We start from the raw sequence: 22,522 nt of genomic DNA, 5'->3' as shown, positions 1-22,522 counted from the left end.
CGGCCACAGGACGAGGCTGGACGTGCCGGGGGCGGCGGATCCGCTCCCGGATGGCAGAAGACCCCGAGCCGCGAGAGGCTAACGCAGCATGGACACCGCTCTGGACCTGCACAGCCCACTGACCGAGGACGAGCTGCGCCGGCTTGACGCCTACTGGCGAGCGGCGAACTACCTCACCGTCGGGCAGATCTACCTGCTCGACAACCCGCTGCTGCGCGAGCCGCTCAAGCCCGAGCACATCAAGCCGCGGCTGCTGGGGCACTGGGGCACCAGCCCGGGCCTCAACCTCCTCTACGCGCACCTCAACCGGGTCATCGTCGACCGGGACCTGTCCGCCATCTTCGTGACCGGGCCCGGCCACGGGGGCCCCGCCCTGGTGGCCAACACCTGGCTGGAGGGCACCTACAGCGAGCTCTACCACCACATCCCCCGCGACGAGACCGGCATGCAGCGGCTGTTCCGCCAGTTCTCCTTCCCCGGCGGCATCCCCAGCCACGTGGCGCCCGAGGTGCCGGGCTCCATCCACGAGGGCGGCGAGCTGGGGTACGCGCTGAGCCACGCGTACGGGGCCGCGTTCGACAATCCCGACCTGCTGGTCGCCTGCGTGGTCGGCGACGGCGAGGCGGAGACCGGGCCGCTGGCCGGAAGCTGGCTGTCCAACGTCTTCCTCAACCCGGCCCGGGACGGGGCGGTGCTGCCCATCCTGCACCTCAACGGCTACAAGATCGCCAGCCCGACGGTGTTCGACCGGATCCCCGCCGAGGACCTGCTCGACCTGATGCGCGGCTACGGCTACCAGCCGTACGTGGTCGAGGGCGACGATCCGGCCCGGGTGCACCACGCGCTCGCCGCGACCCTGGACCGGGCGGTCGACCAGATCGCCGAGATCCAGCGCCGCGCCCGTTCCGGCGGCGCGGTCGAACGCCCCCGCTGGCCGATGATCATCCTCCGTACGCCGAAGGGCTGGACCGGGCCGAGGGACGTCGACGGCAAGCAGGTCGAAGGCACCTTCCGCGCCCACCAGGTGCCGATCGACGCGGTGCGGAGCAACCCGGCGCACCTGGCCGAGCTGGAGCGCTGGCTGCGCAGCTACCGGCCGGAGGAGCTGTTCGACGCCACCGGCGGCCCGGTCGCCGACCTGGTCGACCTGCCGCCCACGGGCGACCGGCGGATGAGCGCCAACCCGGTGGCCAACGGCGGGCGGCTGCTGCGCGACCTGGAACTGCCGGACTTCCGCGACTACGCGGTCGACGTCAAGAAGCCGGGCGAGCCGATGGCCGGCGCCACCGGCGCGCTGGGCCCCTGGATCCGGGACGTGATCACCCGCAACCCGGAGACCTTCCGCCTGTTCGGTCCCGACGAGATCGCCTCGAACCGGCTCGGCGCCGCCTTCGAGGTCACCGACCGGGCGTTCGTCGGCAGCCGGCTCCCCGGCGACGACCACCTCTCCCCCGACGGCCGGGTGATGGAGGTGCTCTCCGAGCACCTCTGCCAGGGCTGGCTGGAGGGCTACCTGCTGACCGGCCGGCACGGCATCTTCACCAGCTACGAGGCGTTCATCCACATCGTCGACTCGATGGTCAACCAGCACGCCAAGTGGCTCAAGGTGACCCGGCAGATCCCCTGGCGGGAGCCGGTGGCCTCGCTGAACTACCTGCTCTCCAGCCATGTGTGGCGGCAGGACCACAACGGCTTCTCGCACCAGGACCCGGGCTTCATCGACCACGTGGTCAACAAGAAGGCCGAGGTGGTCCGGGTCTACCTGCCGCCGGACGGCAACACCCTGCTCTCCACCATGGACCACTGCCTGCGCAGCCGGCACTACATCAACGTGGTGGTGGCCGGGAAGCAGCCGGCGCCCAACTGGCTGACCATGGACGAGGCGATTCAGCACACCCGCCGGGGCCTGGGCATCTGGGACTGGGCCAGCACCGACGACGGCAGCGAGCCGGACGTGGTGCTCGCCTGCGCCGGCGACGTGCCGACCCTGGAGACGCTGGCCGCGGCCGACCTGCTCCGCCGGCACCTGCCCGACCTGAAGGTCCGGGTGGTCAACGTGGTCGACCTGATGCGCCTGCAACCGCCCTCGGAGCACCCGCACGGCCTGCCGGACAGCGAGTTCGACACCATCTTCACCCGCGACAAGCCGGTCATCTTCGCTTACCACGGCTACCCGTGGCTGATCCACCGGCTCACCTACCGACGGACCAACCACGACAACCTGCACGTCCGTGGCTACAAGGAGGAAGGCACGACCACCACGCCGTTCGACATGGTGATGCTCAACGACCTGGACCGCTTCCACCTGGTCATCGACGTCATCGACCGGCTGCCCGGGCTGCGCTCGCGCGCCGCCCACCTCCGCCAGGAGATGGTGGACGCCCGGCAGGCCTGCCGCGACTACACCCGCCAGTACGGCGAGGACGCCCCCCAGGTCGCCGAGTGGCGCTGGATCCGGGAGACCGACCCGGGAATGCGCGGCGGCCAGTGAGCGCGAGAAGTGAGCTCACGAGCCCCGCAGTCGCGAACGAGAGGCCGGCACGGTGACCGCCGAGGAGATCCTGGTCGGCTACGACGGCTCCGCCGACGCGTCGGTGGCCCTCGGCTGGGCGCTGGACGAGGCGGGCCGCTCGGGCCGGCCGATCCGGCTGGCGTACGTCTTCGAATGGGTGACCGTGACCGGTTGGATCGGTCCCGGGGTGGCCCCCGGCGGGTGGCCCGACGAGACCGCCCGGCGACAGGTCGAGGAGCTGGTCCGCAGGGCGGCGGCGGACGCCGCCGCCGAGCGGCCCGCGCTCACCGTGCGGGGCGAGGTCTTCGACGGGCCGCCCGCGCTGGTTCTCCAGGAACGCTCCGCCGACGCCGCGATGCTGGTGCTGGGCAGCCGCGGCCACGGCGGCTTCGGCGGGCTGCTCGTCGGCTCGACCGCGGTCTCCGTGAGCGCCCACGCGCACTGCCCGGTGATCGTGGTCCGCGACGGCCAGCCGGCCGCGTCCGGGCCCGTGGTGGTCGGCGTGGACGGCTCGCCGTCCTCCGTGCAGGCGATCGGCTTCGCGTTCGAGCGGGCCACGCAGCGGGACGTGCCGGTGCGGGCGCTGCGGGTCTGGGAGCCGCCCGGCGAGCGGTGGGTGCCTCCGGGCTTCGACCCGGAGGAGACCAGCGCCACCGAGCGCGCCGCCGCCGAGGCGGACCTGGCCCCCTGGCGAAAGTCCTTCCCGGACGTGCCGGTCGAGGTGGTGGCGAACCCGGGCAGCCCGGCCGCACTGCTGGTCGAGGAGAGCCGCGCGGCGCAGCTCGTGGTGGTCGGCTCCCGGGGCCGGGGCGGGCTGCGCGGGATGCTGCTCGGCTCGGTCAGCCAGCAGCTCATCCACCACGCGCGGTGCCCGGTCGCGGTGGTCCGCGAGCGCTGACCCCGCCCGGGCGGCACCGCGGCCTGGTCGGCCCAACGGGTCGAAGGGCCCGGGGCGGACGGGTCGTACGACCCCGTGCGGCCGGCCCGGACATGCCCGAGGATGGAACGGCACCTCACCCAGGCGTGGGCACGACGGGGAGAACAAGGAAAGGCTGTGACGATGAGCCACGAGACGCCGGCGACCGATCGCCCGCTGACCACCGCGCTCGCGGAGGCCGCCGGAATGGCCGGCCACGCCCCCTCGGTCCACAACACCCAGCCGTGGCACTGGACGGTGTTGTCCGACGCCCTGGAGTTGCGGGTGGTCCGGGAGCGTCACCTCAGCGCCCTCGACCCGGAGGGACGGCTGCTGGTGTTGAGCTGCGGCGTCGCGCTGCACCACGCCCGGGTGGCGCTGGCCGCGGAGGGCTGGACGCCCGTGGTGGAACGCATGCCCGACCCCGGCCAGCCCGATCTGGTCGCCCGGCTCACCGGCCTGAAGCCCAGCGGCGCGGACCCGGACGCCATGCGCACGGTCCAGTGCATGCAGGTCCGCCGCACCGACCGCCGGCCGGTCAGCGACGAGCCGATCCCGACCGCCGTGCTGGGCGAGATCGACCGGGCGGCCACCCGGGAGGGTGTCACCCTCCAGGTGCTGGACGACGACCAGAAGCTCGAGCTGGCCGCCGCCGCCCAGCACGCGGCGGAGGTCGAGAAGGGCAGCCCGGACCTGCAGGAGGAGCTGGCGTACTGGACCAGCCGGGCTGCCGCCGGCACCGGGCTGCCGCCGGAGGTGCTGCCGGCGCAGGCCCCCCAGACCACCGTTCCGGTCCGCGACTTCGGCCCGGGCACCCTGCCCGTGGGTGAGGGACACGACCGGGCCGCCGTCTACGGAATCCTCTGGGGCACCGAGGACGAGCCGGACAGCTGGCTGCGCGCCGGCGAGGCGCTCTCCGCCGCCTGGCTCACCGCCACCCGGCACGGCGTGTCCCTGGTGCCGCTCTCCGGCGTGGTGGAGGTCGAGGGCACCCGCCAGACGCTCCGGCAGATGCTCTCCGGCCTGGGCCACCCGTACATCTCGATGCGCCTCGGCCTGGCCGACCCGACGCACGCCGGCCCCCCGCACACCCCGCGGCTCGACACCGCGCAGACCGTCGACACCTCGGCGGTACGCGGCCAGCTCTCCTGACGGATCTCGTTCCGGCGGTCACCGGGCGATAGCATCGCCCGGTGACCAGCGCGCCGAGCCCCCGGAACGAGCACGTCACCCCGTCGCTGGGGCTGACCCCGCTGTCCCGGGTGCGCCTCGACGAGCTGCTCCAGGAAATGCTGGACCGGGTCGGCGAGGTGGTCACCAACCGGGAGCGGCTGCGCGCCCTGCTCGACGCGGTCGTCGGCATCAGCACCGACCTCGACCTGCGCAGCACCCTGCAACGGATCGTGGAGTCGGCCTGCGAGCTGGTCGGCGCCCGCTACGGCGCGCTCGGCGTGATCGGCCCCGACCGGCTGCTGCACGACTTCATCGTCCACGGCATCAGCGACGAGCTGCACGCCCGGATCGGTGACCTGCCGCACGGGCGGGGCGTGCTCGGCCTGCTCATCGACGACCCACGACCGCTGCGGATGCCCGACATCACCCAGCACCCCAGGTCCTACGGCTTCCCGCCGAACCACCCGCCGATGCACAGCTTCCTCGGCGTCCCGGTGCGGATCCGCGACCACGTCTTCGGCAACCTCTACCTCGCCGAGAAGCAGGGCGCCGCGCAGTTCACCGAGGACGACGAGGAGATCGTCGTCGCGCTCGCCGCTGCGGCCGGGGTGGCGATCGAGAACGCCCGCCTCTACGCCCTGGCGCACCGGCGGGAACGCTGGCTGGCCGCGACCGCCGAGATCACCTCGGTGCTGCTCGGCGAGGTACGCCGCACCGACGCGCTGACCCTGGTGGCCCGGCGCGCCCGGGAGGTCGCCGAGGCCGAACTGGCCCTGGTGCTGCTCTACGACGAGGACGAGCGCCAGTTCACCGTCGAGGTGGTCGAGGGCGCCGACGGCAACGCCCCCAAGCTGGTCGGCGCGGTGCTGCCGGCCGACGAGACCACCTTCCTCGGCTCGGTCACCGAGCGCCGCCACGAGCTGCTGGAGAACCTCGCCGAGGCGGCCCCGTGGTCACACCCGGTGGTCGCCGGGCCGGCGGTGGTCTCCCCCCTCGCCGCGGCGGACACCCTGCACGGCGTGCTGGTCATCGCGCACGGGGCCGACCACGGTCCCGCCGCCGAGGACGACGTGGCCCTGCTGGGCAGCTTCGCCGGCCAGGCCGCGCTGGCCATGGAGCGGGCCCGGGGCCAGGAGGAACGGGAGCTGCTGGTGGTCCTGGAGGACCGCGAGCGGATCGCCCGCGACCTGCACGACGTGGTGATCCAGCGGCTGTTCGCCACCGGCCTGCAGTTGCAGAGCGGGGCGATGAACGCCCGCCCCGAGGTGGCCAAGCGGATCAACCAGGCGGTCGACGACCTGGACGCCACCATCCGCGACATCCGCCGCACCATCTTCGAGCTGCGTACCCCGATGAGCGCGGCACTGCGCACCGAGATCCGCGAGGCCATCGAGGTGGCCGCCGAGGCGCTGGGCTACCGGCCCGACCTGGACCTGGTCGGCCCGATCGACAGCGCCGTCCCGGATCAGCTGCGCCCCGAACTCACCGCCGTGCTCCGCGAGGCGCTCTCCAACGCGGTACGCCACGCGCGGGCCGACCGGGTGTCGGTGCGGGTGGGGGTGGACGCCGGCTGGGTGAGCGTCACTGTCACCGACGACGGGGTGGGCTGCGACCCGGAGGCGGCGCGCAGCGGCCTGGTCAACCTGCGCGAGCGGGCCGAGCGGCTGGGCGGCGACTTCCAGCTGAGCCGGGTGACCCCGCACGGCACCGAGCTGCGCTGGAGCGTCCCGCTGCGCGACTGAGCGGGCGGGGCGTCCGGCGCCTCAGTGGGTCTTGCCGAGCAGCCGGGTGGCCAGCACCGCCGCCTGCGTACGCCGCTCCAGGCCGAGCTTGGCCAGCACGCTGGAGACGTAGTTCTTCACCGTCTTCTCGGCGAGGAACATCCTGCCGGCGATCTCCCGGTTGGTGAGCCCCTCGGCCACGTACTCCAGGATCCGCCGCTCCTGCTCGGTGAGGGACTTCAGCTCGCGCGGCTGCTCGACGCCGCTGCGGATCCGCTCCAGCACCCGGGTGGTGATCGCCGGGTCGAGCAGGGACTGCCCGGCCGCCACCCGCCGGACCGCGTCCATCAGGTCGGTGCCGCGGATCTGCTTGAGCACGTAGCCGGCGGCGCCGGCCATGATCGCCGCGAAGAGCGCCTCGTCGTCCTCGTACGAGGTCAGGATCAGTCCCTTGATCGACGAGTCGACGGCGCGGATGTCCCGGCAGACGTCGATGCCGTTGCCGTCGGGCAGCCGGGCGTCGAGGATCGCCACGTCCGGGCGGAGCGCCGGGATGCGGCGGGACGCCTCCTGGGCGGAGCCGGACTCGCCGACCACCTCGATGTCGCCGCTGCTCTGGAGCAGGTCGGCAAGGCCACGGCGGACGACCTCGTGGTCGTCGAGCAGGAACACCCGGATCATCCGTCCTTTCTACCCTCCGGCCCCGGCGACACGCACGGGCCGAAGGTCCCGACCGTGACCCGCCCCGGCGGGCAGACCGACCCGCCCGGGTGGGGACCTCCGGCCCTGCTCACCGCCCCTCCCGGTGACGGACCGTGGGGATGGACCGACCGGCAGGGCGACACCGCCCGCACGGAGGGAGCAACGCCATGACCACGGGCTACACCGTCGACCAGCTACGGAGCGCCGCCGCCGACGCGGTGCGGGCGCCGTCGCTGCACAACACCCAGCCGTGGCGGTTCCGGCTCGTCGACGGCGGGATCGAACTCGCCGTCGACCCGCTGCGCCGGCTGCCGGCCACCGACCCGAGCGGCTGGGGCGCGCGGATCGCCTGCGGGGCGGCCCTGTTCAACCTGCGGCTGGCGCTCGCCGTGGCGGGCACCCCGGCCACGGTCCGGCTCCGCCCGCGCCCCGGCGAGCCGGACGTGGTGGCCCGGCTCGTCCCCGACGTGCCGCGCCGCCCCACCCCGACCGAACAGGGCCTGCACGGCGCCATCGCCCGCCGGTTCAGCAACCGGGCGCCGTTCTGGCCCGACCCGGTCCCCGCCGACGCGCGCTGGCGCCTCGGCGAGGCGGCCCGGGCCGAGCAGTGCTGGCTGGAACTGGTCATCGGCACCAGCGCGGTCAACGCCTTCGCCGAGATCGCCCGCAGCGCCCACCGGGTGCTGGAGCGCGACCCCGCCTATGTCACCGAGCGGACCGAGTGGACGCGCTCCGAGTCGTCCCCGGACGGCGTGCCGGCCGCCGGGGGCGGGCCGCAGAGCGAACCGCAGGACCTGCTGCCGCAGCGCGGCTTCGGCGGCCGCGACCGCGCCCCCGGCCGGGACTTCGAACCGGAACCGCTGGTCGCCGTGCTCGGCTCGGCCGGCAACACCGCCGCCGACCAGATCGTCGCCGGGCAGGGCCTGCAACGGGTGCTGCTCACCGCCACCGACGCCGGGCTGGCCGTGTCGATGCTCTCCCAGCCGATCGAGGTGCCCGGGGCGCGGGAGGCGCTGCGGCTGTCCCTGGGGCGGTTCGGCACCCCGCAGATGGTGATGCGGATCGGGTTCGGCCAGCCCGGCCGCACCACCCCGCGCCGCCCGGTCGACGACGTTCTCGACCTGCCGGTCGTACCGGCCTGACCTCTCGCCCGACGTGCCGGGCCCGCCGGCCTCGCCCGGCCCGGCGCGGCGCGGCCGGTGGTCAGGCCGGTAGGGCGGCCAGGAGGGCGGCCTCGCGGTCCGGGGCCAGTCCGACCGCCGCCCGCGCGGGGCGCCCCGCCCGGGCCGGCACCTGGCCGACCTCGCGCAGCCAGCGCCACGTGTCGGCGACCGTCTCGGCCACCGGCCGGCAGACCAGGCCCGCCGCGTGCGCCCGCTCGACGTTCCGCTCCTGCAACCAGCGGTACTCGTGCCCGAGCGGAATCCAGATCGGCAGGTCGTTCCACGGCTCGACGCCCGCCGCCAGGAGCGCGTCCGGCGCCGTCCAGTGCAGCGTCGCGTCCGAGCCGGTCACCGCCACGGCGGCGTCGAGCAACTCGCCCATCGTCGTGTGCCCGGTCCGGCTGATCACGTTGTACGCCCCGCCGACGCCCTCGATCCCCCGGTCCAGCAGCCAGATCGCCAGGTCCCGCGCGTCGACGTACTGCACCGGCAGGTCGCGTGGGCCGGGGGCCAGCACCTCGCCGCCCCGGGCGATCCGGTGCAGCCACCAGGGCAGCCGCCCGATGTCCTCGCCCGGCCCGAGGATCAGCCCGGCCCGCACCAGCAGCGCGCGGTCGCCGAACACCTCCACCGCGGCCCGCTCCCCGCCCGCCTTGTTGTGCGGGTAGTCCCCGTCGCCCGCGTCCGCCTCGGCCGCGACGACCGGCGCGTCCTCGTCCGTGCCCAGCCCGACGGGCGGCGCGTAGACCGATCCGCTGGAGACGTAGACGTAGTGCGGCACCACACCGCGCAGGGCGCGCGCGGCGTCCCGGACCGCCCGGGGCGCCCCGTCCCAGGTGTCCACCACCAGGTCCCACTCGCCGCCGTCCAGCGCCGCCAGCCCGTCCGGCGCCGTCCGGTCACCCCGCAACCGGTGTACGCCCTCGGGCGCGTCGCCGTGCAGCCCTCGGTTGAACACCGTCACGGACCAGCCGCGGCGTACCGCCTCGTGCACGACAGCCCCACCGACGAATCCCGTACCACCCAGCATCAGTAGCCTCATGCGTCCACCCTGCCGCCCGTCGCCCCTCTGGTGAACGAAGTTCACGGTGAGCGGATCTGCCCAGGGCAGAACGACCCTCGGGCGTGGGGTGAATGTCCGGTTCCCGCCCATGCCTCGGCGGTGAGTGGAACGCCATGTATGTCTCCGGGGCCCGATGGCCTACATGGTGTTCCACCGAAGGTGTCGGCCTGGGCGGGGTGTCCGTTTCCGGGGTGGTCGGCGGCACTCTGGCGACGGAATGGCGGCCGGGCGGGGGTCGTTGTATCCCCGTGAACGGCTGAGGAAGACGCCGCGCCCAGCGGGGTGACCGCCCCTCCGGGGCTGCCCGCCGAGGTGGGTGCGCGGAGCCCGGAATGATGGTGGGCTGCCGGTCGTTGTAGATGGTCCCGGCGCGACGAAGCGGCCCTCCGGCCCCGCGCGCTGGATGATCCCCCAAGATTTTTGCTCGACCTCCCCAAGGACTTTTGTTGAGCGCCTGACGGTGCTTGCGCACACCACCCCAGCCGACCCCCGTCGGTGTGTGTGCGCCAACCCCCGAATGGAGCTAACCCCCATGAACACGATGCTGCGTAAGAGCGTGCTCGGTATCGCTGGTCTGGCTTTCACCGGTGGTGTGTTCGCCGGTCCGATCGCCGCCCACGCCGAGCCGGTGCACAGCACCAAGCCGGTGGCGGTGGCGGTGCAGGGTGACAAGCTGATCCCGCACGGTGTGCAGGGCGCCCAGTCGAAGATCGACCTGAACGACGAGCAGGTCGCCAACGCGAAGGCGATCATCGCCGCGACGAAGAAGGCCGGTCTCCCGAAGCGGGCCGCGGTCATCTCGATCGCCACGAGCCTGCAGGAGTCGAAGCTGGAGAACCTGGGCCACCTCGGCGACAAGAATGACCACGACTCGCTGGGTCTGTTCCAGCAGCGCCCGTCCAGCGGTTGGGGTTCGCCGGAGCAGATCACCGACCCTGAGTACTCGACGCTTGCGTTCCTGAAGGGTCTGAAGCAGGTCGACGGCTGGCAGGACATGCCGCTGACCGAGGCCGCCCAGACCGTGCAGGTCTCGGCCTACCCGGACGCCTACGCCCAGTGGGAGCGGCAGGCCGCCGACATCGTCGCGCACAACTGGAACAGCTGAGCCAAGAACCGCTGGCCGGCACCCGACACGGGGTGCCGGCCAGCGGCATCTTCGGGTCAGGCCGGGCGAAGAACGAGGGTCCAGGTCGTGGTGGTCGTGCTGGCCGCCGCGCCCACCGCGGCCAGGCCGCCGTAGCTGCCCGTCGGCACGCTGCGGCCGGAGTCGGCGAGGAGCGCGGTCACCCGCCCGCCGCCGGTCTGGGAGCTGTTGCTGCGCACCTCGACGCCGGCCGGCGGGGTGAGCGCCGTGGACAACCCGTCTCCGTGCATCCAGTACGACACGGCCCAGCTCTGCTCGGCGGTCACCGGCGCGTACGGGGTGATCCGGGTGGCGGTGCTGGCCGGGTCGGTGGCCCGGGCGAAGACCGGCGCGCTCGGCGCGACCCCCCGGTACGCGGCCACCATGAGGTTGCCCTTGGCCTGGCCGTCGAGGGCGACGCGTACCGCGGATCCGGCGTCCCCGGCGCCGGCGACCTTCCACCAGGCGGTGGTCGTGGCGAAGCCGCCGTCGAGCCGGTCGAGGCGGGTCCAGCCGGTGACCCCGGTGGGCTCGCCGGTGCCGGTGTGGGTGTTCTGGCTGAGCAGGAGCAGCAGGGTGTCGCCCGGCTGGACGGTCGACGGCACGGTCACCGTGTGGCTGGTCCAGTTGGTGTTCCCGGTGGCCTGGCCGACGAAGGCGATCCGCTCGGGCACCGGCGCGACGGTGACGTCGACGGTCGCGGTGCCGCTGGCGCCCCGATCGTCGGTGACCGTGAGGGTGACCGGGTAGGTGCCGGACGCCGCGTACGTGTGCGCGGTGGTCGGCACGGACACGGTGTCGGTGGTGGACCCGTCGCCGAAGGCCCAGCGGTGGTCCTGGATCGCGCCGTCGGCGTCGGTGGAGCCGGCGCCGGAGAAGGTGCAGACCAGCCCGGAGCAGGACGGGACGAGCTGGGCCACCGGCGGCTGGTTGGCGGGGCCGCCCGATCCCTTCAGGATCTTCACGTAGTCGATGTCACCGGCGAAGTAGTCGCAGGTGACCTTCACGCCGTCGCACTGGCTCTTGCCGCCGATGGAGAGCTGCCAGCTGTTCGCGATGGTGCCGGTCGGCCCGGTCAGCCGGCTGGTCCGCACGCCGTCGACGTACATCTCGACATAGCTGGCGGTGCGGTTGCAGGTGACGGTGTGCCACTGCCCGTCGGCGATGGACACGCCGGTGTAGCCGGTCCGGGAGGCGCCGTCGCCGCCGCGGAACAGGCACTTCGGCTTGCCGGCCGGGGCCTCGAACTTCCAGTAGCCGCCGACGGCCGTGCCCTGTCCCTTCTGGAGGATGTTGCCGAAGGAGTGCGTGGTCCGGTAGCGGATGGTGAACGAGAAGTCCCCGGCGTCCGGGTTGAAGTCGGTGCTGTGCGGCACCAGGTTCACGTGGCCCGGCACGTACTCCTGGTCGGTGGGCAGGTGGGTGGCGAACCGGTGCCCGGTGGCGCCGGCGTAGAGGGCGCCGGTGACCACCTCGGACCCGACGGCGCCGTTGCGGCCGTTGCCGCTGCTGTCCTTGAGCACGGTCGACCCGGCCGGTTCGTCCATGCTCCAGAACGCGACGGTCCGGGTGGCGGTCGCCTGCGCGGGCGAGGCGCCCAGCGCCACCCCCGTCGCCACGAGCAGGGCGGCCACGCCCAGCCGGGCGGCTGTGCGCCGCCATCGTCCCTGCCTGACTGACCGCATACGATCGCCTCCCAGCTCCACGGGCCCCCACCCTGTCACGCTGGCGGCCAGCGGTTCCATAATCCGTTGGGCGGATCCGTACCAGGTCCTCCGTGCGGCCGGGCGACCGATGTGGCCAGTGGCGGCGACCCGGTGGACCGCCGGCCCCGGGCGACCGGCGGCACGGTCCACCGGATGTCGGCCGTCGATGACACGATGACCACCACCGTCCGCACCCCTCGGAGCCGCCGTGATCCTGGTTCAGCGCACCGTACCGGCGACGGCCGTCGCGGCGCGGGCGGCCGACGCGTGACCGGGGATCCGTCCCACCGCGCGGCGCTCGACCACGTGCTCGCCCTGGTCGCCGCCGCGCCCTGCGCCGACGAGCTGGTGCTGCGGGGCAGCATGGCGATGCTCGCCTGGGCGCCCGGGCACGCCCGGGAGCCGGGCGACCTCGACTTCGTGATCCCACCGTCGGCGATCCTCACCGACGAGGCGAGTTACCCGTACCTCGACCGCATCGACCCGGTGCAGACCTGGGCCGAGGCCGTGCACGGCGCGGGACGCAACGAGATGTGGACGTTCGAGGAGTTCGACACCGGCGGGCGCCGGCCGAAGCTGCCCCCGGAGGGGTTGCGCTGGTTGCGGCCCGAGGAGGTCGAGCCGCCATCCCGCCCGCACCTGCTCGTCACCGACCTCGTCCGCGCCGACCCGTTGGCCGCCGGGGGCGTCACCCTGCTGCCCGACGCCGCCACCGAGGACACCACCTGGGGGTACGCCTACGACGCGGTGGGCGGTGGGGCGCGGCTGCACCTGCCCTGGCGGGCCGCCGACGGTCGCACCGGCACGGTCCAGCTCGACTTCGCCTACGACGAGCCGCTGCCGGAGCCACCCTGCCCGGCGGCGGTGCCCCGCCAGGACGGCGGCCCGCCGTCGGCGGTGTGGGCGGCCTCGCCCCGGCTGTCGCTGCTGTGGAAGCTCCAGTGGCTCTGCGTGGACCTTCACACCCACGGCGCGGCCCAAGGCAAGGACCTGGTGGACGCGGTGCTGCTGGCCGAGCGGAACGGGGCGCGGCTGACCGGCCGGTTGGCGACCGAGCTGCGGTGCCGGCTGCCGGAGCCCAGCCTGCTGCATCCGGACGCGGTCCGCGCCTGGCGGGTGGACTGGTCCGCCGGCCCCGACCGCTCCCGAGCCGGCTGGCGGAAGCGGCTCGCCGCCGCGCTGCACGGAATGCCGGAGCTGGTCGCCCGGCTCGGCTGACCCGCCGCGGCTCAGAGCCAGCCGTCGTCCAGGCGCAGGCAGCTGTCGTGCACCACGTACTCGGCCTCGATCGAGGCGACCTCGTAACCGGCGGCACGCAGGTCGGTGACGAGCGCGTCCAGGCGACGCGCCGCCCGCGACCGACCGACCCGGTGGCAGCGCTGCGTGACGAAGCGTTCCTGCCGCCCGTCGGACCGGCGGCGGCGGGCGTTGCGCGACAGCCGGGCGCCGTGTCGGGCGGCCACCTCGGTGACGGCGGCCAGCCGGGGTCCGGTTGCGTCTGGCAGCAGGAGCTTGACGTGGTGCTCGAAGTACCGCTCCGGCGCGTCGGCCGCGTCGGCGTCATGCTCGGGCACGCCCGCGTTCCACGGCGCGGCCTCCAGCTTCACCCGGGTGACCGGGGTGGACTCCGCACCCAACCGCAACTCCCAGCTCCCGGCCACGGCCCGCGCCTCGGCCTCGGTCCCTCGGGTCCGCAGTGACAGCATCGGCTGGCCGGGCTGCCGGCCCCGGTCGAGCAGGATGTGCACGAACCCCAGCCGGTGCCGCTCGGCGAAGGCGGCCACCCGGTCCGCGTCGGCCGCGGCCACCGTCAGATGGATCTCGAAGTCCCCGGCGATCTCGGCCACGGCGCCCACCCTGCCAGGCCGGGCCGTCGCCGGCCACACCGCGCTACCCAAGGGAGAAGGCCCGCCACCGCGTGCGGTGACGAGCCTTCGTGCTGCTCGGAGCTGGTGGGCGATACTGGGTTTGAACCAGTGACCTCTTCCGTGTCAAGGAAGCGCGCTCCCACTGCGCCAATCGCCCGCGCGCTCGCCGGTTCGAAGCACCGGCGACGGTCGGCCCGCGAGGGGCGGATCGCGAGCGGACGACGGGATTCGAACCCGCGACCCTCACCTTGGCAAGGTGATGCGCTACCAGCTGCGCTACGTCCGCGTTGTCACCGACTCGCGTCGGCGACGGGTGCCACTGTACCCGATGACAAGATCGCCCCCCGGCAGGGCCCCGGCGCGTCCCGGGCACCGCCGGGGTGACCGCCACCACAGCCCGGTGATTGCGCTGCTCCGGGCCGGGGTACTGACTGCTGCGACAGCACAACCGTCCCCCCGAAGGAGGCTGTCGTGGGTATCGGAACGAGCATTTTCCTGATCGCGGTCGGCGCGATCCTCACCTTCGCGCTGGACGCCAGCATCGGCGGGGTCAACCTCGACGTCGTCGGCTGGATCCTGATGGCGGCCGGCGTACTCGGCCTGATCATGACGACGCTGGTCTGGGGCCGCCGCCGCGAGGTGGTCACCACGGCCGAGCCGGTCGAGTACCGGCGGGTCGAGGAGCGCCGGGACGTCACCCCGCCGCTGTGACCCGAGCCCGCCCGGGCCGACGGAGCTGATCGGTTCCCGGCCGCGGGTGAACGGGGGCGCCGGCGGCGCCCCCGTTCGCGTACCCGGTCAGCCGCGCATCAGTTCGTTCAGCGTGCCGTAGTCGAGCGCGTCGGCCAGCGCCCCGTACGTCCCGGCGGTGAACGCCTCCTCGGCGGCCCGCCGGGCCACCGCGTACGCGGCCTCGGCGACCGAGGAGCCGAGGCTGACCCGGGCCACCCCGAGCTTCGCCAGCGCCGCCACCGGCGGGGCGCCCGGCCCGACCAGCACGTTCAGCGGGGCCGGAATGGCGGCGGCCAGGGCCGCCACGGTGTCCGGGTCGACCACCCCGGGCACGAAGATCCCGTCCGCCCCGGCGGCCAGGTACGCCCCGGCCCGCGCCACCGTCTCCTCGATCCCGCCGACGCCGCGCAGGAAGGTGTCGATGCGCGCGTTGACGAACAGCGGGATTCCGGCCCGGTCCGCGGCGGAGCGGACGGCGGCCAGCCGGGCGCACTGCTCCTCGACCGGGCGCAGCGGCTCGCCCTCGGCGTGCCGGGCGTCCTCGACGTTCACCCCGACGGCACCGGCCGCGAGCACGGCGGCGACGGTTTCGCCGACCTCGTCGGCGGCGTTGCCGTACCCGGACTCGATGTCGGCGGTGACCGGCAGCGGCACTGCGGCGGCGACGCGGCGGACGACGTCGACGGCGGTCTCGCGGCCGAGCGCGTCGCCGTCCGGGACGCCGCGGCTCCACGCGACGCCCGCGCTGGTGGTGGCTATCGCGCGGGCGCCGGCCGCGGCGACGATCCGGGCGCTCGCCGCGTCCCAGGCGTTGACCAGGACCAGCGGCTCGCCGGCGACGTGCAGGGAACGGAAGTGCAGGGCTCGGGTGTGGTGTTCGTTCACCCGGCCAGTCTCCGGCGGAGGCGCCGGCAGCCGTAATGTTTCAGTCCTGGCTGAAACGAAGGGGGCGGCGTGGTCGCGATCGGGCTGTCGGCGGGCGGCGTGGCGCGGGTCCGCTTCGCGCTCTCCTGTCTCTGGGAGGTGATGGCCGGCGTCCGGGTGCTCCGCGACCCGGGCCGGCACGCGATCCACCTGCCCTGGGCCAACCGGGTCCGGCCGCGGCTGGCCGAGGCGGGCCTGCTCGACCCGGACGCCGGCCTGCTCGGGCAGCTCGTGCCGCCCGCGCCGGGCTACCTGGCCGACTTCCTCACCCCGCCGCCGGCCGGCCTGGCCCCGGACCTGGACCAGGAGCTGGCCGTGCTGTGCGCCACCCCGCCCGACACGGTCCGCGCCCAGCTCGACCTCTGTCCCGGCCCGCGGCCGGCGGCGGTGGCCGCCCTGTACGCCGACCCGGCGGCCGGGCTGGGCCGGCTCGCCGAGGAGATCTCGACGTACTGGCGGCTGGCCGTGGCCCGCGACTGGCCCCGGATCCGGGCGGTGCTCGACGCCGAGGTGTTCCACCGGGCCCGGCGGCTGGCCGAGGACGGCGCGGCCGGGCTCCTCAACGACCTGCACGAGCGGGTCCGCTGGGAGTGCGACGCCCTGCTGATCAGCCAGCGCCACTGCGACGCCCCGGACGTGCCGGACGGCAGCGGCCTGGTGCTGGTGCCCTCGGTCTTCGTCTGGCCGTCGGTGCTCAGCGTCGCGGCCGGCGACGTCCCGCAGCTGGCCTACCCGGCCCGCGGGGTCGGCGGGCTCTGGGAGTGCCCGGCGGAGGCCCCGGACGCGTTGGGCGCGGTGCTCGGGCGGGGCCGGGCGCGGCTGCTCGCGGCCCTGGACGCGCCGCGGTCGACCACCGAGCTGGCCCGGCGCACCGGGCTGTCCCCGGCCGGGGTCTCGCAGCACCTCACCGCACTGCGGGCGGCCGGCCTGGTGGTGACCCACCGGCAGGGGCGGTCGCTGCTGAGCAGCCGGACCGCCGTGGCCGAGGCGCTGCTGGGCGCGTCGGCGTGACGGGGGCAACAGAAAAGGCCGTGTCGAATTGATCGACACGACCTTTTCGCTGGTGGGCGATACTGGGTTTGAACCAGTGACCTCTTCCGTGTCAAGGAAGCGCGCTCCCACTGCGCCAATCGCCCTCGCCAAATTGCCGAGGTGGAGACGGGATTTGAACCCGTGTACACGGCTTTGCAGGCCGTTGCCTCGCCTCTCGGCCACTCCACCGAGGTTGCCCCCGACATGCGTGGCGGCATCTCCGAGCGGACGACGGGATTCGAACCCGCGACCCTCACCTTGGCAAGGTGATGCGCTACCAGCTGCGCTACGTCCGCGTGCCCCCGGTGTTATCCGGTGACGGATGAGAACTTTAGCCGAGCCCGGGAACGGTTGCCAACTCGGGCCCCCTTTCCGGGCGCGTCCGGGTGACGGAGCCTGCTCCGCCCAGAGCTTCCTAGGAGCCTGGGCGGGAAGCTCTCAAGGCGCGGCGCAGGCTGCCGACCTGCGGATACGTGCCGCCGAGGCACTGTCCGGGATCCGACTGTCATGCGGTCAACCGGCCGCTTTCGGTAACTCCCCGTGGTCACTCCGATGGGTTACCGTAACGGGCGTGACGAGACGTGCCGCCGAGATCCGCCTGGACGCGCTGCTGCGCACGGCCTGTGAGGTGATCGCGGAACGGGGACTCGCCAACACCCGCACGGCCGACGTGGCCGAGGCCGCCGGGGTCAGTCAGGCCCTGGTCTTCTACCACTTCGCCACCAAGGACCGGCTGCTCGCGCAGGCGTTCGCGTACGCCGTCGAGCAGGATCTGAACCGGCTCGACACGGTGGTCCGCTCCACCGCCCCGCCGCTGACCAAGCTGCGCCGGATGCTCCGCCTCTACGCCCCGGCCGGCCGGTCGACCTCCTGGTCGATGTGGATCGACGGCTGGGCGGAGTCGCTGCGTACCCCGGAGTTGGAGAAGCTCTCCCGCCGGCTGGACCTGCGGTGGCGGCGGGACCTGGCCGCGGTGATCGCCGACGGGGTGGCCGAGGGCACCTTCGAATGTCCCGACCCGGCCGGCGCGGCCTGGCGGATCAGCGCGGTGATGGACGGCCTCGCGGTGCAGCTCGCCGTGCACGAGCGGGTGATCACCCGCCGGCAGATCGCCGAGTGGGTCCGCCTCGTCGCGGCCCGCGAGCTGGGCCTGGAGCCGGCCCAGCTGGACTGACGGGCTTCGTGAGGCGGCCGTTACCGCCACCGCCCACGGGCCGGTCGCCGCTCGAACGCCAGCCCGGCGTCCTCCGGGGCCTCTCGGACCGGGCGCAGCAGGCGCCGCATCCGCAGCAGCAGCCCCGCGCCGAGGAAGAGCAGCAGCCCGCCGAGGAGGAAGGCGGCCTGGACCACGCCGAAGCCGCCCGAGGCCGACGCCGGACGGCTCGCCGCGCCGGGCGGCGGCTCGACCACCACCGCCTCGCTCGACGGGTCGTCCGCCACCGGCTCCTCGGTAGCCGGGTCGGTCGGCTCCGCGCCGGGCCGCGTGGGCTCCGGCGTCGCCTCGGTCGGGTCGGGCGTCGGCTCCTCCCCCACCACCTGGCGGGCGGCCGTCTGCCGGGCCAGCAGGCGCAACTCCGGGTCGTACGCCTCGGCGGCGAAGCTCACCCGGCCCCGGGCCACGTCGTCGGCGAAGGCCACCCGGTAGCGGGCCGTGACGGTGCGGTCCGGGCAGAGCAGGCCCGGGTCCAGGTCGCGGTCGGTCAGCCGGGCGGTGTCCCCGTCGGTCCGGATCTCCAGCGGGAAGGAGCCGCCGTCCTCCACCCGGTCCACCTTGACCTGGTCCAGCCGCAGGCCCTGCACCCGCAGCAGCATCGACCAGCGCACCTTGACGCAGCCGCCCCCGTCGGTCCGGGACACCACGGCGGAGAGCGTCTCCACCCGATCGCCGGCGCTGAACTCGTCCGGCAGGCCGCTCAGCTCGGTGGAGAAGGCGGCCGCCGCCCCGGCCGACACGGAACCGCCGAGCCCGGCCCCCGCCAGACAGGTCAGCACCACCCCGATCCGCAGCGCGTACCGCCACCCGCTCACCACCGTCTCCTCCCGTCGGCCGCGTCCACCCGGAACGCTAGGAGCGCCACCGGGCCCCCGGTAGACGGGCGTGTTCGCACGAACCGCCAACATCGGGGCCCGTTGTCACCGACGGTGGTGAACCGGTCACGCCCGCACCCCGACACGCCCGGGATCGGCCGCCGGCGGTCCTCCGGGGTACGACAGAATCACCCGGTGTCCGACCTGTCCGCGGCCTTCGTCCGGCTGCACGCCCGGCTCACCCCGGTCGCCTTCGTCCCCGAGGTGCGGCTGCACCAGGCCGACGAGCCGATCGGTCTGTGGGAGCTCACCGAGGGCGAGTTCCACAGCGCCCAACCCCCGCCGTTCTGGGCCTTCGCCTGGGCCGGCGGCCAGGCCCTCGCCCGCTACGTCACCGACCACCCGGAGCTGGTCACCGGCCGCCGGGTGCTCGACCTCGCCTCCGGCTCCGGCCTGGTCGCCATCGCCGCCGCCCGGGGCGGCGCGGCCACCGTCCGGGCCGTCGAGGTCGACGAGCGGGCCGTCGCGGCCGTCGCGCTCAACGCCGAGGCCAACGGGGTACGCGTCGACGCCGAACTCGGCGACATCCTGGACGGTGACGCCGGGGACGCCGAGGTGGTGCTGGCCGGGGACGTCTTCTACAGCGAGGCGATGGCCCGCCGGATGCTGCGCTTCCTGCTCCGGGCCGCCCGGGCCGGGGCCCGGGTGCTGGTCGGTGACCCCGACCGGGCCTTCCTGCCCCGCGAGCGCTTCCACCAACTGGCCGCGTACGAGGTGCCGGTGCCGGAGGCGCTGGAGAGCGTACGGGTGAAGCACACCACCGTGTGGGAGCTCGACCCGGCTCCGCCGGGAGCCGCCCGCTAGCGTGACGCCGTGCTGTTCCGGGGCTGGGGGGAGTCCGTCGACGGTCCGTGGCCCGACGCGGCCACCGTGGTCGACCACGTCGGCGTGCCGCACCTGGTGGTGACCCGGCACGCGCTGGTCCGGCGGATGCTCACCGACCCGGAGACGTTCCGGCCGGACAACGCCCTCGACGCGGTGACCCCGATCCCGGTGGCCGCGCTGCGGGTGCTCGCCGGGCACCGGTTCCGGCTGCCCCCGACGCTGGCGAACAACGCGGCGGCCAGCCACCCGGAGATCCGCGGGATCGTCGCGGACGCGCTGCACCCGGACCGGGTGGCGGCCCAGCAGCCGTGGCTGACCGCCCTGGTCCGGGAGCGCGTGACCCGGCTCGCCGCCGCCCTCGCCGCCGACCAGCCGGTCGACCTCCACGCGGGGCTCGCCGCCGACCTGCCGCTGCTGGTGCTGGCCCGGCTGGTCGAGCTGCCGGACGCCCCGGTGGGCGCGGTCAAGGACTTCGCCCGGGCCGCCCTGGAACTGTTCTGGGCGCCGCTCGACTCCGCCCGGCAGCTCGCCCTCGCCGCCGAGGTCGGCCGGTTCCACACCGTGCTGCGGGCGTTCGCCGCCACCGGGGGCGGGCTGGCCGCCCGGCTGCGCGCCGCCGGGCACTCCCCCGACGTGGTGGTCGGCGCGCTCTTCTTCCTGCTGGTCGCCGGCCAGGAGACCACCTCGCAGTTCCTCACCCTGCTGCTGCACCGGCTTGCCGGCGAGCCGGCGGTGCGGGCCGGCCTGCACGTGGGAGAGATCGCGGTCGCCGACGTGGTCGAGGAGGGGCTGCGGCTGGAGCCGCCGATCGTCACCTGGCGGCGGGTGGCCGCCGTGGACACCAACCTGGGCGAGGCCGCCGTGCCGGCGGGCACCAGCATCGTGGCCTGGCTGGCCCGGGCCGGCCGGGACCCGGCGGTGGTGGCCGCGCCCGACGAGTTCCGGCCGGGGCAGCGCGGCTCCCGGCGGCACCTGGCCTTCGGGGCCGGCCCGCACCGGTGCGTCGGGGCCCAGCTGGCCCGGATGGAGGCGGCCGTCGTGGTGGCCGAGGCCGCGCCGCTGCTCGACGGGGTGACCGTGGTCCGGCCGCCGTGGTGCCCGGACAACCTCACCTTCCGGATGCCCGACGCGTTCGTGGTCCGCCGGACCTGACGAAAGTCAGGGCGGACCGCTGCCCATCGGTGGCGGCGCGCCACCCCTTCCGCTCCCTACCGTCGGCGCATGATCACACTTCGTGGGTTGACGAAACGGTTCGGGGCGGCCACCGCGGTCGACGACCTGACCGTCGAGATCGGACCGGGGCAGGTGACCGGCTTCCTCGGCCCGAACGGCGCGGGCAAGTCCACCACCATGCGGATGGTGCTGGGGCTGGACCGGCCCACCGCCGGGCAGGCCCTGGTCAACGGCCGGCCCTATCGGCAGCTGCGGTACCCGCTCCACGAGGTCGGCGCGCTGCTCGACGCCACGGGCGTGCACCCGGCCCGCTCCGGCCGGGCGCACCTGCGGGCGATGGCCCGCAGCAACGGGATCCCGGCCCGCCGGGTGGACGAGGTGCTCGACCTGGTCGGGCTGGACGGGCGGGCCGCCGACAAGCCCGGACGGGCGCTGTCGCTGGGCATGGGCCAGCGGCTCGGCATCGCCGGGGCGCTGCTCGGCGACCCGCCGGTGCTGCTGCTCGACGAACCGGTCAACGGGCTCGACCCCGACGGGGTGCGGTGGATCCGCCGGTTCACCCGGGGGCTCGCCGACGAGGGGCGGACCGTGCTGATCTCCAGCCACCTGATGAGCGAGATGCAGCAGACCGCCGACCGGGTGGTGGTGCTCGGCCGGGGCCGGCTGGTCGCCGACGCGCCGCTCGCCGAGCTGATCGCCGCCCGCCCGGCCAGCTCGGTCCGGGTACGCGGGCCGGAGCCGGCCGGCCTGGCGACGCTGGGGGCGCGGCTGGCCGCCGAGGGAGCGACGGTCACCTCCGACGAGGGCGGGTTGACGGTCACCGGCGTCACCGCCGGCCGGGTCGGTGACCTCGCGTACGAGCTGGGGGTGCGGCTGCACGAGCTGACCCCGGTGGCCGCCTCGCTGGAGGAGGCGTTCCTGGAACTGACCGCCGGCAGCGTGGAGTACGCGGCCGGCCCGACCGGAGGCGAGACCCGATGACCGCCCTGCCCACCGTCACCCCGACCCGGCCGGCGTCCCGGCCCGCCCCGACACACGGCCCGTTCGCCGGGGCGGTGGCCGCCGAGTGGACCAAGCTCTGGTCGGTCCGGTCCACCTGGTGGACGCTGCTGGCCGCCGTGCTGACCATGGCGGCCGCCGCCGGCCAGCTCGCCATCTACGCGGTGAACGCCAACACCGACGACGACCCGACCGTCAACCCCGGCATCGTCGAGGTCGGCGAGGTGGTCACCGGCGCGCTGGAACTCACCCAGTACGTCGTGCTCGCCCTCGGCCTCTTCGCGATCAGCAGCGAGTACGCCACCGGCACGATCCGAACGACGCTGCGCTGCACCCCCTCACGGGGGCGGGTGCTGGCGGCCAAGGCGGTCGTGGTCGGCGTGGTGACGTTCCTGTCCGGGCTGCTGGTCGGCGCGGTCGGCGCGGCGGTCGCCCGGCCGGTGCTCGGCGAGTGGGGCCGCGCCCCGCTGGGCGGGACCGTGGGTGACGTGGTCGCCTCGGCCGCGTACCTCGCGCTGGTGGGCGTGCTGGCGCTGGGGCTGGCGGCGGCGCTGCGCGGCGCGGTGCTCACCCTGACCGTGCTCTTCGCGCTGCTGATGATCGTGCCGCTGTCGCTCCAGGAGCCGGGGATCACCGTGCTCACCCGGATCGCCGACGCGTTCCCGGGAGTGGCCGGCAACCACTTCCTCGCCGGGGACACCGAGCCGTACCCGGCGGCGGTCGGGCTGCTGGTGCTCGCCGGCTGGGCCGTCGCCGCGCTGGCGCTGGGCCGCTGGGCGCTGCGCCGCCGCGACGCCTGAGC

Annotated in this window: 20 protein-coding genes and 5 tRNA genes; 14 read left to right on the top strand and 11 right to left on the bottom strand. The window is 74.5% G+C overall.

Annotation, left to right across the window (positions count from 1 at the left end):
* The first annotated feature begins 88 nt into the window (after positions 1–88).
* The 4 genes from AC0OLQ_RS10015 (at position 89) to AC0OLQ_RS10000 (ending at position 6,343) form a co-directional block, all read left to right on the top strand.
* Entirely contained in the window at positions 89–2,491 is a 2,403-nt protein-coding gene (locus AC0OLQ_RS10015) for a phosphoketolase family protein (RefSeq protein ID WP_484531085.1), read from the top strand.
* Between the two features lie 52 nt (positions 2,492–2,543).
* Entirely contained in the window at positions 2,544–3,410 is an 867-nt protein-coding gene (locus tag AC0OLQ_RS10010) for a universal stress protein (protein ID WP_484531084.1), read from the top strand.
* A 162-nt stretch (positions 3,411–3,572) separates the two neighbouring features.
* Positions 3,573–4,580, top strand: a complete 1,008-nt coding sequence (locus AC0OLQ_RS10005) for an Acg family FMN-binding oxidoreductase (RefSeq protein ID WP_484531083.1) — start codon at positions 3,573–3,575, stop codon at positions 4,578–4,580.
* Between the two features lie 92 nt (positions 4,581–4,672).
* Entirely contained in the window at positions 4,673–6,343 is a 1,671-nt protein-coding gene (locus AC0OLQ_RS10000; RefSeq protein ID WP_484532313.1) for a GAF domain-containing sensor histidine kinase, read from the top strand.
* A gap of 21 nt (positions 6,344–6,364) precedes the next feature.
* Here AC0OLQ_RS10000 and AC0OLQ_RS09995 read toward each other — a convergent pair whose 3' ends face one another.
* On the bottom strand, positions 6,365–7,003 hold the full coding sequence (locus tag AC0OLQ_RS09995) for a response regulator (protein ID WP_484531082.1): 639 nt from the start codon (positions 7,001–7,003) through the stop codon (positions 6,365–6,367).
* A gap of 188 nt (positions 7,004–7,191) precedes the next feature.
* Here AC0OLQ_RS09995 and AC0OLQ_RS09990 point away from each other — a divergent pair, with 188 nt between their 5' ends.
* Complete coding sequence (locus AC0OLQ_RS09990; RefSeq protein ID WP_484531081.1) at positions 7,192–8,166, top strand: Acg family FMN-binding oxidoreductase; 975 nt, start codon at positions 7,192–7,194, stop codon at positions 8,164–8,166.
* Positions 8,167–8,227: 61 nt separating this feature from the next.
* Here AC0OLQ_RS09990 and AC0OLQ_RS09985 read toward each other — a convergent pair whose 3' ends face one another.
* On the bottom strand, positions 8,228–9,229 hold the full coding sequence (locus AC0OLQ_RS09985) for an NAD-dependent epimerase/dehydratase family protein (protein WP_484531080.1): 1,002 nt from the start codon (positions 9,227–9,229) through the stop codon (positions 8,228–8,230).
* Positions 9,230–9,782: 553 nt separating this feature from the next.
* On the opposite strand from AC0OLQ_RS09985, the gene AC0OLQ_RS09980 reads away from it, so the two are divergent.
* A complete protein-coding gene (locus AC0OLQ_RS09980) occupies positions 9,783–10,355 on the top strand; it encodes a hypothetical protein (RefSeq protein WP_484531079.1) in 573 nt (190 codons plus the stop codon).
* Between the two features lie 56 nt (positions 10,356–10,411).
* On the opposite strand, the gene AC0OLQ_RS09975 is transcribed toward AC0OLQ_RS09980, so the two are convergent.
* Positions 10,412–12,058, bottom strand: a complete 1,647-nt coding sequence (locus AC0OLQ_RS09975; RefSeq protein ID WP_484531078.1) for a PKD domain-containing protein — start codon at positions 12,056–12,058, stop codon at positions 10,412–10,414.
* A 288-nt stretch (positions 12,059–12,346) separates the two neighbouring features.
* On the opposite strand from AC0OLQ_RS09975, the gene AC0OLQ_RS09970 reads away from it, so the two are divergent.
* Entirely contained in the window at positions 12,347–13,297 is a 951-nt protein-coding gene (locus AC0OLQ_RS09970; protein WP_484531077.1) for a nucleotidyl transferase AbiEii/AbiGii toxin family protein, read from the top strand.
* Between the two features lie 11 nt (positions 13,298–13,308).
* Here AC0OLQ_RS09970 and AC0OLQ_RS09965 read toward each other — a convergent pair whose 3' ends face one another.
* The 3 genes from AC0OLQ_RS09965 to AC0OLQ_RS09955 form a co-directional block, all read right to left on the bottom strand.
* Positions 13,309–13,926 (bottom strand): hypothetical protein, encoded by a 618-nt coding sequence (locus AC0OLQ_RS09965; RefSeq protein ID WP_484531076.1) that lies wholly within the window; start codon positions 13,924–13,926, stop codon positions 13,309–13,311.
* 103 nt (positions 13,927–14,029) lie between these two features.
* Positions 14,030–14,104 (bottom strand) — tRNA-Val (locus tag AC0OLQ_RS09960).
* 56 nt (positions 14,105–14,160) lie between these two features.
* Positions 14,161–14,233: transfer RNA gene (locus AC0OLQ_RS09955), tRNA-Gly, on the bottom strand.
* Between the two features lie 185 nt (positions 14,234–14,418).
* Here AC0OLQ_RS09955 and AC0OLQ_RS09950 point away from each other — a divergent pair.
* On the top strand, positions 14,419–14,658 hold the full coding sequence (locus AC0OLQ_RS09950) for a DUF6458 family protein (RefSeq protein WP_091311496.1): 240 nt from the start codon (positions 14,419–14,421) through the stop codon (positions 14,656–14,658).
* A gap of 87 nt (positions 14,659–14,745) precedes the next feature.
* On the opposite strand, the gene AC0OLQ_RS09945 is transcribed toward AC0OLQ_RS09950, so the two are convergent.
* The gene (locus tag AC0OLQ_RS09945) at positions 14,746–15,564 is read right to left on the bottom strand and encodes an isocitrate lyase/PEP mutase family protein (protein ID WP_484531075.1); all 819 of its coding nucleotides are present in this window, start codon (positions 15,562–15,564) and stop codon (positions 14,746–14,748) included.
* Positions 15,565–15,633: 69 nt separating this feature from the next.
* Here AC0OLQ_RS09945 and AC0OLQ_RS09940 point away from each other — a divergent pair, with 69 nt between their 5' ends.
* Positions 15,634–16,614 (top strand): ArsR/SmtB family transcription factor, encoded by a 981-nt coding sequence (locus AC0OLQ_RS09940; RefSeq protein ID WP_484531074.1) that lies wholly within the window; start codon positions 15,634–15,636, stop codon positions 16,612–16,614.
* 50 nt (positions 16,615–16,664) lie between these two features.
* On the opposite strand, the gene AC0OLQ_RS09935 is transcribed toward AC0OLQ_RS09940, so the two are convergent.
* The 3 genes from AC0OLQ_RS09935 to AC0OLQ_RS09925 form a co-directional block, all read right to left on the bottom strand.
* A tRNA-Val gene (locus AC0OLQ_RS09935) sits at positions 16,665–16,739 on the bottom strand.
* A 14-nt stretch (positions 16,740–16,753) separates the two neighbouring features.
* Positions 16,754–16,824: transfer RNA gene (locus AC0OLQ_RS09930), tRNA-Cys, on the bottom strand.
* Between the two features lie 34 nt (positions 16,825–16,858).
* Positions 16,859–16,931, bottom strand: a tRNA-Gly gene (locus tag AC0OLQ_RS09925).
* Positions 16,932–17,206: 275 nt separating this feature from the next.
* On the opposite strand from AC0OLQ_RS09925, the gene AC0OLQ_RS09920 reads away from it, so the two are divergent.
* Positions 17,207–17,809 carry a TetR/AcrR family transcriptional regulator gene (locus tag AC0OLQ_RS09920; RefSeq protein ID WP_357344869.1) on the top strand — a complete coding sequence of 201 codons (603 nt, stop codon included), beginning with the start codon at positions 17,207–17,209 and terminating at the stop codon, positions 17,807–17,809.
* 20 nt (positions 17,810–17,829) lie between these two features.
* Here the strand turns inward: AC0OLQ_RS09920 and AC0OLQ_RS09915 are convergent, their stop codons facing one another.
* On the bottom strand, positions 17,830–18,663 hold the full coding sequence (locus AC0OLQ_RS09915; protein WP_484531073.1) for a hypothetical protein: 834 nt from the start codon (positions 18,661–18,663) through the stop codon (positions 17,830–17,832).
* A gap of 195 nt (positions 18,664–18,858) precedes the next feature.
* On the opposite strand from AC0OLQ_RS09915, the gene AC0OLQ_RS09910 reads away from it, so the two are divergent.
* The 4 genes from AC0OLQ_RS09910 to AC0OLQ_RS09895 all read left to right on the top strand — a co-directional run bounded on the left by AC0OLQ_RS09910 (position 18,859) and on the right by AC0OLQ_RS09895 (position 22,520).
* Positions 18,859–19,527, top strand: coding sequence for a class I SAM-dependent methyltransferase (locus AC0OLQ_RS09910; RefSeq protein WP_484531072.1), 669 nt, complete (start codon positions 18,859–18,861; stop codon positions 19,525–19,527).
* A gap of 9 nt (positions 19,528–19,536) precedes the next feature.
* On the top strand, positions 19,537–20,700 hold the full coding sequence (locus AC0OLQ_RS09905; RefSeq protein ID WP_484531071.1) for a cytochrome P450: 1,164 nt from the start codon (positions 19,537–19,539) through the stop codon (positions 20,698–20,700).
* A 69-nt stretch (positions 20,701–20,769) separates the two neighbouring features.
* Positions 20,770–21,702, top strand: coding sequence for an ABC transporter ATP-binding protein (locus AC0OLQ_RS09900; protein ID WP_484531070.1), 933 nt, complete (start codon positions 20,770–20,772; stop codon positions 21,700–21,702).
* The gene (locus tag AC0OLQ_RS09895; RefSeq protein WP_484531069.1) at positions 21,699–22,520 is read left to right on the top strand and encodes an ABC transporter permease; all 822 of its coding nucleotides are present in this window, start codon (positions 21,699–21,701) and stop codon (positions 22,518–22,520) included. Before AC0OLQ_RS09900 ends, AC0OLQ_RS09895 begins: the two co-directional genes overlap by 4 nt.
* Positions 22,521–22,522 lie beyond the last annotated feature (2 nt).

This window comes from Micromonospora sp. Utrum1, assembly GCF_057197805.1.
This window is presented reverse-complemented; position numbering and strand designations above follow the sequence as displayed.

Bases quoted from the DNA above. Each gene is read 5' to 3' on its own strand.
- AC0OLQ_RS10015 (WP_484531085.1), top strand. From the start codon at position 89: ATGGACACCGCTCTGGACCTGCACAGCCCACTGACCGAGGACGAGCTG.
- AC0OLQ_RS10005 (WP_484531083.1), top strand. From the start codon at position 3,573: ATGAGCCACGAGACGCCGGCGACCGATCGCCCGCTGACCACCGCGCTC.
- AC0OLQ_RS09995 (WP_484531082.1), bottom strand. From the start codon at position 7,003: ATGATCCGGGTGTTCCTGCTCGACGACCACGAGGTCGTCCGCCGTGGC.
- AC0OLQ_RS09990 (WP_484531081.1), top strand. From the start codon at position 7,192: ATGACCACGGGCTACACCGTCGACCAGCTACGGAGCGCCGCCGCCGAC.
- AC0OLQ_RS09985 (WP_484531080.1), bottom strand. From the start codon at position 9,229: ATGAGGCTACTGATGCTGGGTGGTACGGGATTCGTCGGTGGGGCTGTC.
- AC0OLQ_RS09980 (WP_484531079.1), top strand. From the start codon at position 9,783: ATGAACACGATGCTGCGTAAGAGCGTGCTCGGTATCGCTGGTCTGGCT.
- AC0OLQ_RS09975 (WP_484531078.1), bottom strand. From the start codon at position 12,058: ATGCGGTCAGTCAGGCAGGGACGATGGCGGCGCACAGCCGCCCGGCTG.
- AC0OLQ_RS09900 (WP_484531070.1), top strand. From the start codon at position 20,770: ATGATCACACTTCGTGGGTTGACGAAACGGTTCGGGGCGGCCACCGCG.
- AC0OLQ_RS09895 (WP_484531069.1), top strand. From the start codon at position 21,699: ATGACCGCCCTGCCCACCGTCACCCCGACCCGGCCGGCGTCCCGGCCC.